Here is a 13,403-nt window from a genome sequence, read left to right as displayed (position 1 = left end):
GCAGACCAGGGAGGGCATGGGAATGAGCGTCACCGAGACCGGCTCGATGGGCGGTTCGGGCGACTTCCCGGAGCCGCCGTTCGAGGAGTGGGGCGACGGCCCCGCGGCGTACGAGCCGGGCAACGCCCCGCGCGCGGTCAACGATCGCACGCCGCCGCAGGACATGGCTGCCGAGCAGGCCGTCCTGGGCTCGATGCTGATCTCGAAGGACGCCATCGCCGACGTCTCCGAGACGCTGCGCGGCACCGACTTCTACCGGCCGACGCACGAGACCATCTACGACGCGATCATCGACCTCTACGGTCGCGGCGAGCCGGCTGACATGGTCACGGTCGCCGACGAGTTGCGCCGCAAGGCCGAGCTCGACCGCATCGGTGGTGCCCCCTACCTGCACACGCTCGCCTCCAACGTCCCGATCGCGGCCAACGCGGGCTACTACGGCGAGATCGTCCGCGAGAAGTCCGTCCTTCGCCGCCTGGTCGAGGCCGGCACCAAGATCGTCCAGATCGGCTACGCCGGCGAGGGCGAGGTCGACAACATCGTCGACGAGGCCCAGGCCGAGGTCTTCAAGCTCACCGACAAGCGCTCCGGTGAGGACTACTCCCCGCTCGCCGACATCATGGACGGCGTCCTCGACGAGATCGAGGCGATCTCCAACCGCGAGGCCGGCCTCTACGGCGTGCCCACCGGCTTCGCCGACTTCGACGAGCTCACCAACGGCTTCCACGGCGGTCAGATGATCATCGTCGCGGCCCGTCCTGCGATGGGTAAGGCCCTCGCTCTCGACACTCCGCTGGTGACACCTGACGGTTGGACGACGATGGGGGAGGTCCAGGTAGGAGACCTCTTGTACGCGGCCGACGGCCGCCCAACGCGAGTCGTCGCGGCCACCGAGGTGATGGAAGGACGTCCTTGCTACGAGGTCACCTTCTCCGATGGGTCGACCATTGTTGCTGACGCTGAGCACCAATGGCTGACGACCGCGATCGCCGCAGAGTGGTCAGAAGTGGCCCGCTCGGACGCCTCAAGGCAGCCCATTTCGACCACTTTCCCTCGTGCGCGGATACGCACAACCCGAGGTCTCGCTGAGGCGGTCGGTCAGATCCACACGATTGATATGCCCGACGGCACTGTCGTCAAGGTTGATGCGGTCACGCCGGTGGCAAGCGTCCCCGTACGTTGCGTGCAGGTCGACAACGATGAGCACCTCTACCTGGCCGGTCGCTCGATGATCCCGACCCACAACTCGACGTTGGCTCTCGACTTCTGTCGTGCGGCCTCGATCCACAACAACCTGACCAGCGTCTTCTTCAGCCTGGAGATGAGCCGCTCCGAGATCACCATGCGTCTGCTGAGCGCCGAGGCGAAGGTGCCGCTCAACCACATCCGCAACGGCAACATGTCCGACGATGACTGGAACAAGCTGGCCCGCAAGATGGGCGAGGTCTCCAGCGCGCCGATGTTCATCGACGACAGCCCCAACATGACGATGATGGAGATCCGAAGCAAGGCCAGAAGGCTCAAGCAGCGCCACGACCTCAAGCTGATCGTCATCGACTATCTCCAGCTGATGAGCTCCGGCAAGAAGGTCGAGTCCCGTCAGCTCGAGGTCTCCGAGTTCTCCCGTCAGATCAAACTGCTGGCCAAGGAGCTCGAGGTCCCGATCATCGCGCTGTCCCAGCTCAACCGTGGCTCCGAGCAGCGCGCCGACAAGCGCCCCGCCGTCTCCGACCTGCGCGAGTCAGGCTCGCTGGAGCAGGACGCCGACATGGTCGTCCTCCTCCACCGCGACGACGTCTACGAGAAGGAGTCGACCCGCCCCGGTGAGGCCGACGTGATCATCGCCAAGCACCGTAACGGCCCCACCCGCGACCTCGTCGTCGCCTTCCAGGGTCACTACAGCCGCTTCGTCGACATGGCCCACTGACGCTGGTGTGTTGTCGAGATGCAGCGAACTTTCGAAACGGGACACCCCGACTTCTCAACACTGCATCACTAGACATTCATCGTGGCGACCAGCGCTGCAGACTTCATCGTTCTCGTTCCTGGCCCGTTGGATGCGTCGGGAGTTCCGGCTGACGAGTCCGTCGACTCCGCTCGGCTGCAGACCCGACATCGGCAAGCGCGTCGATGACGCGATGGAGCCACAGCATGACCGACCGCGCTCAGTCCTCGGAAGACCCCGATGCCCAGCGCCGACCGCGCACCGACAGGTCACTGAGCAGGGCCGCGACCTCGTCCGCGGGCAGGCCGGTGTCCTCGGAGAGCCACCACACCAGGGTGCCGATGACCTCCCCAGCCCAGGCCCGCGCGACCAGCGGTAGCGGCACCCGCGGCTCCACCCCGGCATGCTCGGACCGGGCCCGGAACAGTGTCTCGGCCTGGCGACTCGTCTGGTCGAAGAACTCGCGCAGGGCGCGTCCGTCTCCCGCGCCCTGAAGAATCACGAGGTAGACGTCACGGTGGGCCTGCGCGTGCTCGAAGACGATGCGCACCGGATCACCCGTGAAGCCCTCCGGATGCTTCGCCTCGTGCTGGGCTATCCGATCGGCACGGTCGGAGGCGAGCTCGTGGGCAAGGTCGACCAGCACGTCCTCCTTGCTTCGGTAGTGCGCGTAGAACGTAGCCCGCGCGATGTCGGCTCGCTCCAGAACGTCTTCCACGGTGAGGGCCGAGAACTCACGCTCCACACACAACTCCAGGAGTGCATTGCGGATCGCCGTGCGGGTGCGCCGGATCCGCCGGTCGGCACCGGCCCCCCTCGCCGCCGGAGCCGCCTCATTGCTGGACACGCCTGTCGAGATCACCACGACATGATCTCCCATCCGGCGACGGTCCCCACAACCACAACCACAACCGCCACGGCTTCGGCCAGGGTGCCGGCCGCGTCCGGTGTGTGGCTGCCCGTCTCGAGACCGTGGGTCCCCGAGGGTGAAGCGCGGATCCGGCTCCCTCGTCGGCTGTCGACCCGCATTGCGTTCACCTCCGGCACTTGACGGTCAATGTGACCCGGCTTACTCTTTCGAACATCTAGTTCGAAATCATACACTTTGTTCATTAAGTGAGGCTCTAGGATGCGAGAACTCCCCTCGCCCACTGACCGGCTGCTGACGGCGTCCCACGCGTTGTTGCCCGACCTCGTCGCCCTGCGTCGAGAGATCCATCGCGATCCGGAAGTCGGTCTGGACCTCCCGCGTACCCAGCAACGGGTGCTCTCGGCCCTGGCCGGACTCGACCTCGAGGTCACCACCGGCACTGGGCTGTCCTCCGTCGTCGCCGTGCTGCGCGGGGGACGCCCGGGCCCGACCGTGTTGTTGCGTGCTGACATGGACGCCCTTCCGATCGCCGAGCAGTCCGGTCTCCCCTACGCCTCGACGAGCAGCGCCATGCATGCCTGTGGTCATGACCTGCACATCGCAGGACTCGTCGGAGCCGCCCGACTGCTCGACGGCATCCGGGACGAGCTGGCAGGCAACGTCGTCCTCATGTTCCAGCCTGGTGAGGAGGGTCACGCCGGAGCCGCGAAAATGATCGACGAGGGCCTGCTCGAAATCACCGGGGAGCTGCCGGTCGCGGCGTACGCCGTTCACGTCCGGCCGGGCCCCCGCGGCACCTTCGTGTCCCGACCGGGCGCGGTCACCGCGAGCATGAGCAGGCTGGCAGTGACCGTCCACGGTCGCGGCGGACACGGGTCACGACCCCACGAAGCCTGCGACCCGGTGCCCGTCCTCGCCGAGGTCGTGCTCGCCCTGCAGTCGTTCGTCACCCGGCGATTCGACGTGTTCGACCCGGTCGTGGTGTCGGTGGGCAGCCTGGCCGCCGGAGTCGGCGCCGCCAACGTGATCTGCGACTCCGCCTCGCTCACCGGAACGGTGCGAACGATGTCACCGCACACGCTCTCCGTCCTGAAGGAGGCGCTGCCCAGACTCGTCGAGGGGATCGCGGCAGCCCACGACACGACGGCGACCGTCGAGCTGAGCACCGGTTACCCCAGTGTCGTCAATGACCCGGCGCTGACCGGAGCGGTGCTGTCGAGGTTGCGCCACGCCTTCGGTGAGAACCGAGTGCTCGAGGCTCCCACACCCACGATGGGCGCCGAGGACTTCTCGTTCATCACCCAGCGGGTGCCCGGTGCGATGTTCCTGCTGCTGGCCACCCCGCCCGGTCACCCGGGCGTCCCTGCCCCCAACCACTCGCCACACGCGGTCTTCGACGACAGCGTCCTGGCTGACCAGGCAGCGGCACTCGCACTGCTCGCCGCCCAGACCCTTGCCTCGCACGCCACAGCACCTACCGATGGGAGCCCCTCGTGAACCTCGCCCGCTTCCTCCGCCGCCAGGCGATCCACCGGCCCGACGCTCAGTCGTGCTCGGGAGACGACTTCGACCCGAGCAGCCTGACGCGTGTCGTGTACGGCGCCGCGCCGATGACGCCGACCCGGATCCGCGAGATCGGTGAGATCGTGGTCCGTGGCAGCGACGTGGTGCCGGGGTATCGCGAGGCGCCCGAGCTGACCGCGGAATCCTTCCGTGACGGCTGGTTCCTCACCGGCGCGGTGGCACGATGACCGCCATGGCCCCGGCCGGCACCGAGGCCAACCTCGGAACCCGCCGAAGCCGCGGCAAGAACCTCGCCCTGCTCACCGCGAGCACGTCGATGGACAACGCCGAGGGCAGCATCACCACGGTGATGTTCCCGCTGATGAAGGAGGCATTCGGACTCTCGTCCGCCGCGCTGGGCGTGATCGTGGCGGTCGCGAAGAGTGTCGGCGTGGTCACCAGCATTCCGTGGGCGCTCCTGTCGCGCCGCTTCCCCCGGCGGGTCGTGCTGGCCACCTGCTCAGGGTTCTGGGGCATCTGGGTGATCATGGCCGGCCTCTCGCAGGACTTCGGGCAGTTCCTCCTCTTCTACGGCATCGCGTCTGCTGGGTTCGCCGGGTCGGGGGCCATCGCCCTGGGGATAGTCGGCGACATCTATGCCGACACCCATCGAGGCCGGGCCATCGGGCTGCTTTACGCGGGCGTCGCGATCATCACGGGCGCCAGCGCTCCGATCTTCGGGTTGCTGAGCCACCTCGACCAGGGCTGGCGCTACGGCTACGTCATCTCCGGAACGATCTGCCTGCTGATCGGCCTGCTGCTGCTCACCCTGCTCGACGACCCCCGGCGTACGACGTCCGTCGAGAATCCGGGGCCCAGCATGCATGAACTGGAGACCAAGTCCCGCAAGGTAGGTGCCGGGCTCAAGGAGTTGGGCGGCATTCGCACGTTCCGCGGAATCCTCGTCCAGCGAGTCTTCTCCGGACAGAACGTGATGATGAGCTTCGGCATCGTCTTCCTGGTCGAGGACCGTGGCTTCACCACCGCCACCGCGTCGGTGATCGCGTTGCCGTTCGCGCTCGGCTATGTCGTGGGAACCGTCGCCGGAGGTCGGATCCTCGACGCTGTGCACCGGCTGTACCCTCGCACCGGACGAGTGCTGATGCTCCAGGCCAGCCAGCTCGGATACGCCGCCGTAGCCTTCGTGACCCTCTACTTCACGTGGCACTCCATCGCGGCGTACGCGGTGTTCTTCGCGCTGCTCGGCCTGCTGCAGGGCCAGGTTCCGGTGGTGAACCGTCCGCTGATCATGGCCGTGGTGCCACCGCCGCTGCGAGCCCTCGCCTTCGCGGTCTCCGTGTCCGTCGTGGACGGCCTGGCGTACGCCGGCTACGCACTGCTGGCCGGCGTGCTCGGCGACGCCACGGACCTGCGTACTTCGCTGCTTCTGGTCACCTGCGCCCTGACCGTCGCCAACGGACTCGGCAGTGCGCTGCTCTACCGCCCCTACGCCAGGGACGTCGACTCCGCGCTTCGTCCGCGCGAGGACACACCGTGAGCGCGGGCGGGGAACAGGTGGACTGGTCGTTCCTCAGCGGTCGCCGCATCATCGACTGCTCGGCACTGATCCCCGGCCCCTACGCCACGGTCCTGCTCGCCGACCTGGGCGCTGACGTCCTCAAGGTCGAGCGCCCGCAGGGTGACCTGTCGCGGTTCAACGACCGACGGTTCTCCGCGTTCAACCGCAACAAGAGATCCGTCGTACTCGACCTGAAGACGGCAACGGGTCGCGACGCATTCCTGGACCTGGCGCGAACGGCCGATGCCGTGGTCGAGGGATTCCGCCCGGGGGTGATGGACCGCCTTGGGCTGGGCTGGGACGTCCTTCGTCGGGTCAACCCTGGACTGGTGATGTGCTCGATCAGCGGTTTCGGGCAGGACGGGCCCTACGCGCACAAGCCCGGTCACGACCTGAACTTCCTCGGCCTGTCCGGCTTCTTCGGGGTTCCTGCGCGCGCCGACGGGCTGGTCACCCGCCCGGGCGTGCGTGTCGCCGATCTCATCGGTGGCCTCTACGCGGCACTCTCGCTCTCCGTCGCGCTCGCCAGCGTCGAACGCACCGGCGTGGGGCAGCACCTTGACGTATCGCTGACCGACGCCACCGCCGCCTGTTTCGCCCCATTCACCCTGGCCCTTCCCGAGGCGGCCCCGGCCACCTCGGGAGAACTGGTCATGGGAGACAACGACGTCTTCGACACTCAGGACGGTGGCCGGCTGGTCCTCGCCGCATTCGAGGACACCTCGTGGAGACTGTTCCGCACCTCGCTAGCGGAGGAGTTCCCCGAGCTCCGCACCGATGAGTACGACGACCGTCTCACCCGTACGCGTCACGCCGACGCCGTGGGCGCGCTGCTCCGCACCGTCTTCCAGCAGCGACCTCTGGTCTGGTGGCACGACCGCCTCAGTGCCCTCGAACACGTATCGGGGTTGCCCTGGACCCCATTGATAGCGACGCCGTCCGAGCTGCTCGAGCATCCCGTGCTCCACGCACGGGAACTCTTCGTACCGACGATCTCCGCCGAGGGCGACCTGGTCACGCAGGCCAGGTTCCCCACCCGGTTCAGCAACGGACTCGACACCTTCCGCTCTCCTGCACCCAAGTTGGGTGAGCACGACCACGAGCCGACGCGCTGGTGACGAACCACCCGGCAGTGGCGATACTCGACGGCTCGGTGGGGCGCTCATGAGGCACCGTCCCGCACGTGGGCAGTCCGACTCGCCTTTCCACGCCACCAGCTCATCTGACTCGCCGCCCGGCTGTTCCGACTTCTTCAGAGCATCGGCAGCGTCCTTCCGCGCGGGAAAGTCCGTCAATCTTCACTGCATCTCGACAGCTCTGCAGCAGGCAGCTGCCGCGTCGCGAGTCGCTGCTCAGGCCGAGTCGCGGACCGCCTCTTCTTCGTGTGCGACGTCGCTGGCGCCGCTCTCGAATGCCACCAAGCGATCCAGAATCACGCGTAGCGCTGCGCGAACGTCCGGGTCGGTCGCCACATCGACGTCCGTCGCCGACTGACTCAAGGTCGCGTCGGGGACAATTCTCGCTCCGGCGATCTCTGCCGAACGGGCGGTGGCCTCGTGTGACCATTTCGCCCCGTACGGAGTGGGCGCGGCACCGACAACGGCGAAGGGTTTGCCCGTGATCGCTCCCTCGCCGTACGGCTTGGAGACCCAGTCGATGGCGTTCTTGAGCACTGCCGGCGTCGAGCCGTTGTACTCGGGGGTGACCGCGATCAGCCGATCCGCGGCTGCGACCCGCTCGCGCAGGTTTCGGGCTGCCGAAGGAACACTGCCGTTGTCGATGTCCTCGTTGTAGAACGGCACCTCCGCCAGCCCGTCGACGATCGTCACGCGTACGCCGTCGGGTGCGACCGCGGCCAGCGCGCGGGCCATGCCCAGGTTGATGGAGTCGGCGCGCAGACTTCCCAGCAGTACGGCGACGTCGATATCGGTCATGAGTGTGTTCCTCTCCTCTGATGGACCGCGTCAGGTTCTGGCGCGGCTGTGTGGCCCGCTCCGGGCCGTATCTCAGCGGCCGACGGTGAAGAAGTCGGCGAGCGCGTGAGCGATCTGATTGGGGGCAGACTCGGTGGGGATGTGGTCCGCCCCGGGGATGCGGATCAACGTGGTGTGGGGGATCTCCGAGGCGAACCGTTCGGCGTACTCCACCTTCTGGGAGCCGTCGTCCTCGCCCCAGATCAGCAGCTTGGGCGTCGCGGAGCGTTTCAGTGCGGGGACGACAGCAAGCGTGTAGCGGCTGTCGGCCGCGCCCGCCATGGCCATCCAGGAGCGGCGGACTCGCGGATCAGTCCACGGATCCACGTACTCCGCGACCCTCCGCGCGCTCGCCGCGCCGGCCAGCGACCTCGTCACCGCTTCCCTGCGCGCAGCGAGGAACTCATCAGCGGTGGTCGCCGCGACGGTCTCGGGATCCCGGAACCGGGCCACACTCGGCACCGGCCAGGAGTCGTAGGTGACCGAGTCGACCAAGGCCAGTCGAGTGACCTCCAGCCGGTGGTGGACAAGGAGGTGCTGGGCGATCGCGCCACCGATGTCATGGCCCGCGACAGCGACCGGCCCGGAGATGTTCAGCGCTGAGGTGAATCGAACCACCCAGTCCACGAGGGCGGGCACTGTGGCCGTCTCGAGGTTCAGCTCTCCTCCCGAGCGCCCCGTCCCGGGTAGATCCACCGCGATCGGCCTGAAGCCCGCATCCGCGATCCGGTCGAGTACCGGCAGCCAGACACGGCTCCAGTACGTGCCGTGGAGAAGCAACACAACCGGGCCGTCCTGGGCCACCGTCAGGTAGCTGGCCGCTTCGCCATCAACCTGGATCGCGGCTCGCGAGACTCTCGAGGCGGTGGTTCTACGCATGGGAGATGTCTAGCACGATGACTAATGATCATCTAGTGATAATCCATTAGTTTTTCTAGGTGGTGCCCTGGCCCCCCGGAGAGCGAAGCTCGGTGACGGCGGCGACGGCCTGGTCCAGAAGCTCGGCGGGGCAGCCCCAGTAGTCGTAGATGCCACCGCGGGCAGAGTTGCTGCCGCACACGACGAAGACGCCAGTGCCCAGCTCGGCCTTGAGGTGGGAGGCCAGCCAGCCGACGAACCCGCTGTTGTCCGAGCTCTCGGGGAAGTGGAAGGAGAAGATCCCGAACTTCTCGACCTCGTCATGCGGGTCGGTGAGCGGGACCAGGCGGCTCCAGCTCTCCTCGTCCCTGACGACCGCCAGGGTCTCTGTGGTGATCTCCGGGGGCTGATCGACGGGCGATTCTTCGAATGCCCAGACGCCCTGGTGCACCACGAAGTCGGCCTGCGCGATCACGGCGCGGAGACGCTCGTGGGTCTGCGCCGTGGTCTCTCTGCTGATGCTCACCATGGTGGGACGACCCTTCGGTTCGATGGTTTCGCAAAGCGCCGGCGTCACGCTGAGGATGAGCGTGAATCCCGGTTCTGTCGATAGTGGCGAGCCACTCGCGCACGGTTGCCGCAGATCGGTCCGCACCACGCGCGCCTGGTCTTGCTCCGGACGTAATACAGCACGCAGCCGGGTCCGTGGCAGGGCAACAGCTCGTTGTGGGGGTCGCCCAGCAGCCGCGCACCCTCGAACGCGAGCTCGGCGATGACGGTGTCGAATCCCTCGGTGTCGTGCTGCCAGCTGACCTCGACGGTGTCGTCCGCGGACCGTGCGAGGAGCAGGTGTGAGGACGCGAGCGGAGCGTTGATCGCAGCCATCGCCTCCTCGAGCGTCAGGTCGGTCTGCGCGTGCTCGCGATCGTCGGCGGTGACATGCGCTGCGACCCGACGCAGGCCGTCGCGCAGCTCGCGCAGCCGGTCGAGCTGTTCGGCGCCCAGCCGACTGCCGCCACGGATCTCCGCTGACCGCATCCATGAGCGGGCCACCTGAACCGTCGTCAAGCAGTCATGGCGATCACCGCGATCGGCCCAGATCGTGTTCATGAGCCGAATCGGCGCGGGCTGATCGGGATACAGGCTCGGGACTTCCATGTCGACCACCTGGACCTTCACCTCGGTCTGTTTCCAAATTCGTTGACCTAATGGAAAAGCTACTATATATCATTATTCAAGATCCGCGTCGGACGCTAGCTGCGGAGCCTCGGTCGCCATCCACCGACAACTGCTGAAGGAGTTCTCATGCCCAGACCACCGCTCCCGCCGTTCGATGCCGAAACGGCGAACCAGAAGGTGAAGGCCGCCGAGGCCGCCTGGAACACCCGCGATCCCGAGCGGGTCTCCCTCGCCTACACGCCCGACACGATCTGGCGGAACCGCGACGAGTTCATCAACGGTCGGGCGGAGGTGGTGGAGTTCCTGACTCGCAAATGGCAGCGCGAGCTCGACTACGTACTGCAGAAGGACCTCTGGGCATTCACCGACGACCGCATCGCTGTCCGGTTCCAGTACGAGTGGCGCGATGCTGACAGCCAGTGGTGGCGCAGCTACGGCAACGAGCTGTGGCAGTTCTCCCCGGACGGACTCATGCAGCGCCGCGAGGCCAGCATCAACGACGTCGCCATCGCGAACGCGGATCGCCGCCTGGCTGTGCCGGCTGCCGGCGCGGTTCCGGAGCTCCCGCTCAGATGAAGCCGGAGCCGACTGACGAGATGGCAGCGACCGATCTCAGGCGCGACCAGGCAAGTACGACCCGAGACGACTCCTGGGTCCCGCCGACCTGCAGCCTGCCCACCGCTGAGCAGCCTCTCCGTGTCGCCGAGTTCGACGACTTCTTCGCCGACGCCGTCCGCAACACCGATCGTGTGGCACCCACGAGGCTGCGACTGGAGCTCATCCCGGACGCTGAGGTCGCCCGGAGGGCAGGCGGGCTGATCGCCCGCGAGACCGACTGCTGCTCGTTCTTCACCTTCGTCATCACCGCGGGAGGCGATGGGATGACTCTGGAGGTGCAGGTCCCGGATGCCTACGCCGATGTCCTCGATGGCCTCGCCGCGAGGGTGGCTGCCGCGATGGAACGTCGATGACCCTGACATGACCGAGGCTGCCGTAGCCGATTCAACATCGTTCCCCACGCAGGAGGCACCACCATGAGCAAGCAGCAGCGCGACGAACTGGACGCGGCCATCCGCGCCTTTCCCTTCGACCCCTCGGTGACCGTCGAGGAAGCTCGTGCCGGGTTCGACGCCGGCCAGACCCGTACTCTCCCCGGCGAGGCCGGCGCCAGGTCGGTGACCATCGGTGGGATCGCGGGCCTGGAGCTGTACCCCGAGGCCACCGCGGGGACGCTGCTCTACCTCCACGGCGGCGGGTACGTCGTCGGCTCGGCCCGCACCGGTGCGGCACTGGCCGATGGCCTTGCCTCCCGTGCGGGTCTACGAGCGATCTCGGTGGACTATCGGCTCGCTCCCGAGGCGCCGTATCCGGCAGCGGTGGAGGACGGGCTGGCGGCGTACCGGGGGTTGCTCGAGGCGGGTGTCGAGCCCGACCGACTCGTCCTCGCCGGCGATTCTGCCGGCGGTGGACTGACAGTGGCGACGCTGCTGGCCGCGCGAGCGGCCGGCCTTCCGCAGCCGGCGGCCGCGGTGGTGTTCTCGCCATGGACCGATGTGACGCTCTCCGGGGTGACGATCGAGACCAAGAGCGCCGCCGATCCGCTCTTCGACCGTGCCGCCCTCGAGTGGTTCGCCGACCGGTACGTCGGCGGCGCCGACCCTGCGGATCCGTTGATCAGCCCGGCGCTGGCGGATCTCGCCGGCCTTCCGCCGCTTCTGATCCAGGTCGGATCCCACGAGGTGCTCCTGGACGACTCCATCCGTCTTGCCGCCCGGGCCGCCGAGGCGGACGTCGAGGTGGCCCTCGAGGTTGCCGCCGCTCTGCCTCACGTCTTCCAGAATCAGGCCGGATCGCTGGACGAGGCCGATGCCGCCCTCGACCGGGCGAGCCGATTCCTCGCAGAGCGGCTCGCCCGCGAATCGATCGCGGCGAACTGACACTCAGGCGGCTGACCCGGGGATACGCTCCTGACACGGCCGACCTCAATGCCGTCGAAGATCGGATCTGGGCGCCCCTCGACCGCTACCGCGACGAGCTCGAGGAAAGCACGATCTACGGGATGCCGTCGCTGCGCTGGCCGGGTTCGGGCGCTCACGACTACTTCGCCGCGGTCAAGCGAAGCGCACACAAGGTGAGCCTCTACGCGATCGCCGTCGACACCTGGCCGGACGCGCTCGAGGACTCGTCGGAGGCATTCCGCAAGCGCCGTACGGGCAAGGCGACCTTCTCCTTCCCCGCGTTGGACGAGGACATGGCCGCGGAGCTCGACAGGTTCTTGGAGCGGCTCTACCAGCGCTACCGCGAGCATCACGCCGGCTAGCTGACGGCCCGCTTCACCTGCTCGGTGAGCTTCTCCTCGACGGCCGGGTTCATCACCTTCACGGCGAAGACGGTCGGCCAGATGTCGCCGTCGTCGAGGTTGGCCCACTCCTGGAAACCGACCTCGGCGTAGCGCATCTTGAACTTCCCGGCGCTCTTGTAGAACACCACGACCTTGCCGTCGGCGTTGGCGTAGGCGGGCATGCCGTACCAGGTCTTCGGGGCGAGGTCGGGCGCGTTCGTGGTGACGATCCGGTGGAGCGTCTCGCCGATCTCGCGGTCGTTCTCGTCCATCGCCTCGATCTTCTCGAGGCAGTCCGCGAGGTCGGCCGCGGCCTTCTTGCTGCCGGTCCCACGCTTAGCGGCCGTCCGGCGCTCGGCGGCGGCCTCCTTCATGGCGGCCTTCTCTTCCTCGGTGAACGTGCTGCTCTTGGTCATCGCTCTGCCCTCTCCTCGTGGTCTGTTGAGACGAGCCTAAGGAGGCAGGCGCTTCGTACGCTTCTTCGTTCCTGATCAGTCGAAGACAGGTTTCAGAGCGAAGACGATTGCGCCCGGAACCTCGTCGTCGGGCCGCATGAGGAGCTCAGCCTCGATGGTGAACCCGGCCTCACGCAGCCACTGGGAGATCTGCTCGGGCGTACGGCGGTGGCTGTCGACATTGATCGAGCGCCCGGTGTAGCCGATGGTCGAGTGCCGAGTCTCGTCGCCGACATGGAAGCCGACCAGCACTGAACCGCCGGGTCGCAGCACCCGCCTGAACTCCTCGAACACTCCGGGCACCGCCGAGTCGGGGATGTGGATGACGGACCAGAAGGCGAGTACGCCGCCCAGAGATCCGTCCGCCAGCGGCAGATCGGTCATCGACCCGACCTCGAACCCGAGATCAGGATGGTCCCGCCTGGCGATGGCGATCATCTCGGGGGAGAGGTCGATCCCGAACGCGTCGACCCCGAGGTCGTGGAGGTGCCGGGTGACGTAGCCCGGGCCGCAGCCGACATCGGCCACGGCCCCGCCGTCACGCACTGCCTCGGCGAACACCGCCAGTCCAGCGCGCAGGTACGGGCGATCGTCCAACAGGCCGCGTACCTTCTCGGCATAGCCGGCGGCATCAGTGTCGTACGACTCGCGGGTCTCGTTCAGCCAGTTCTCGGGCACAGAAACGACCCTAGGCCAGGG

Annotated in this window: 16 protein-coding genes; 9 read left to right on the top strand and 7 right to left on the bottom strand. The window is 67.4% G+C overall.

From position 1 onward, the window contains the following. Positions 1-16: 16 nt before the first annotated feature. Complete coding sequence (gene dnaB / locus ABZZ22_RS09545; RefSeq protein WP_354929923.1) at positions 17-1,927, top strand: replicative DNA helicase; 1,911 nt, start codon at positions 17-19, stop codon at positions 1,925-1,927. Positions 1,928-2,165: 238 nt separating this feature from the next. Here dnaB and ABZZ22_RS09540 read toward each other — a convergent pair whose 3' ends face one another. Beyond that, on the bottom strand, positions 2,166-2,825 hold the full coding sequence (locus ABZZ22_RS09540; protein ID WP_354929817.1) for a TetR/AcrR family transcriptional regulator: 660 nt from the start codon (positions 2,823-2,825) through the stop codon (positions 2,166-2,168). 249 nt (positions 2,826-3,074) lie between these two features. Here ABZZ22_RS09540 and ABZZ22_RS09535 point away from each other — a divergent pair, with 249 nt between their 5' ends. From ABZZ22_RS09535 to ABZZ22_RS09520, 4 genes are read left to right on the top strand one after another with little or no spacing between them, the layout of a single operon-like run. Next, positions 3,075-4,313: a M20 family metallopeptidase gene (locus tag ABZZ22_RS09535; protein ID WP_354929814.1), complete on the top strand. Its 1,239-nt coding sequence runs from the start codon at positions 3,075-3,077 to the stop codon at positions 4,311-4,313. Next, positions 4,310-4,567 carry a hypothetical protein gene (locus ABZZ22_RS09530; protein ID WP_354929811.1) on the top strand — a complete coding sequence of 86 codons (258 nt, stop codon included), beginning with the start codon at positions 4,310-4,312 and terminating at the stop codon, positions 4,565-4,567. Before ABZZ22_RS09535 ends, ABZZ22_RS09530 begins: the two co-directional genes overlap by 4 nt. Next, entirely contained in the window at positions 4,564-5,877 is a 1,314-nt protein-coding gene (locus ABZZ22_RS09525) for an MFS transporter (protein ID WP_354929808.1), read from the top strand. The genes ABZZ22_RS09530 and ABZZ22_RS09525 overlap by 4 nt, the downstream gene beginning before the upstream one ends. After that, positions 5,874-7,016, top strand: a complete 1,143-nt coding sequence (locus ABZZ22_RS09520) for a CoA transferase (RefSeq protein WP_354929805.1) — start codon at positions 5,874-5,876, stop codon at positions 7,014-7,016. Before ABZZ22_RS09525 ends, ABZZ22_RS09520 begins: the two co-directional genes overlap by 4 nt. Before the next feature lie 234 nt (positions 7,017-7,250). On the opposite strand, the gene ABZZ22_RS09515 is transcribed toward ABZZ22_RS09520, so the two are convergent. The 4 genes from ABZZ22_RS09515 to ABZZ22_RS09500 form a co-directional block, all read right to left on the bottom strand. Then, the gene (locus ABZZ22_RS09515) at positions 7,251-7,832 is read right to left on the bottom strand and encodes an NAD(P)H-dependent oxidoreductase (RefSeq protein ID WP_354929802.1); all 582 of its coding nucleotides are present in this window, start codon (positions 7,830-7,832) and stop codon (positions 7,251-7,253) included. A gap of 72 nt (positions 7,833-7,904) precedes the next feature. Beyond that, positions 7,905-8,750, bottom strand: a complete 846-nt coding sequence (locus tag ABZZ22_RS09510; RefSeq protein ID WP_354929799.1) for an alpha/beta hydrolase — start codon at positions 8,748-8,750, stop codon at positions 7,905-7,907. A gap of 55 nt (positions 8,751-8,805) precedes the next feature. Further along, entirely contained in the window at positions 8,806-9,255 is a 450-nt protein-coding gene (locus tag ABZZ22_RS09505) for a DUF6196 family protein (RefSeq protein WP_354929796.1), read from the bottom strand. A 47-nt stretch (positions 9,256-9,302) separates the two neighbouring features. Then, positions 9,303-9,839, bottom strand: coding sequence for a CGNR zinc finger domain-containing protein (locus tag ABZZ22_RS09500; protein WP_354929793.1), 537 nt, complete (start codon positions 9,837-9,839; stop codon positions 9,303-9,305). Between the two features lie 195 nt (positions 9,840-10,034). On the opposite strand from ABZZ22_RS09500, the gene ABZZ22_RS09495 reads away from it, so the two are divergent. From ABZZ22_RS09495 to ABZZ22_RS09480, 4 genes are all read left to right on the top strand, one after another. Continuing rightward, on the top strand, positions 10,035-10,484 hold the full coding sequence (locus ABZZ22_RS09495; RefSeq protein WP_354929790.1) for a nuclear transport factor 2 family protein: 450 nt from the start codon (positions 10,035-10,037) through the stop codon (positions 10,482-10,484). 20 nt (positions 10,485-10,504) lie between these two features. Next, positions 10,505-10,879, top strand: a complete 375-nt coding sequence (locus ABZZ22_RS09490; protein WP_354929787.1) for a hypothetical protein — start codon at positions 10,505-10,507, stop codon at positions 10,877-10,879. A 63-nt stretch (positions 10,880-10,942) separates the two neighbouring features. Further along, positions 10,943-11,845: an alpha/beta hydrolase gene (locus tag ABZZ22_RS09485; RefSeq protein ID WP_354929784.1), complete on the top strand. Its 903-nt coding sequence runs from the start codon at positions 10,943-10,945 to the stop codon at positions 11,843-11,845. Between the two features lie 122 nt (positions 11,846-11,967). Beyond that, on the top strand, positions 11,968-12,228 hold the full coding sequence (locus tag ABZZ22_RS09480; RefSeq protein WP_354929781.1) for a hypothetical protein: 261 nt from the start codon (positions 11,968-11,970) through the stop codon (positions 12,226-12,228). Here the strand turns inward: ABZZ22_RS09480 and ABZZ22_RS09475 are convergent. After that, complete coding sequence (locus ABZZ22_RS09475; RefSeq protein WP_354929778.1) at positions 12,225-12,665, bottom strand: hypothetical protein; 441 nt, start codon at positions 12,663-12,665, stop codon at positions 12,225-12,227. The two genes, ABZZ22_RS09480 and ABZZ22_RS09475, sit on opposite strands and share 4 nt — an antisense overlap. A gap of 75 nt (positions 12,666-12,740) precedes the next feature. After that, positions 12,741-13,382, bottom strand: a complete 642-nt coding sequence (locus ABZZ22_RS09470) for a class I SAM-dependent methyltransferase (RefSeq protein ID WP_354929775.1) — start codon at positions 13,380-13,382, stop codon at positions 12,741-12,743. Between the last annotated feature and the right edge of the window lie 21 nt (positions 13,383-13,403).

The organism is Nocardioides sp. NPDC006273, from assembly GCF_040613495.1.
Classification (GTDB): domain Bacteria; phylum Actinomycetota; class Actinomycetes; order Propionibacteriales; family Nocardioidaceae; genus Nocardioides.
The sequence above is the reverse complement of the archived record's forward strand: the minus strand, read 5'-3'. Positions and strand labels throughout refer to the sequence as shown.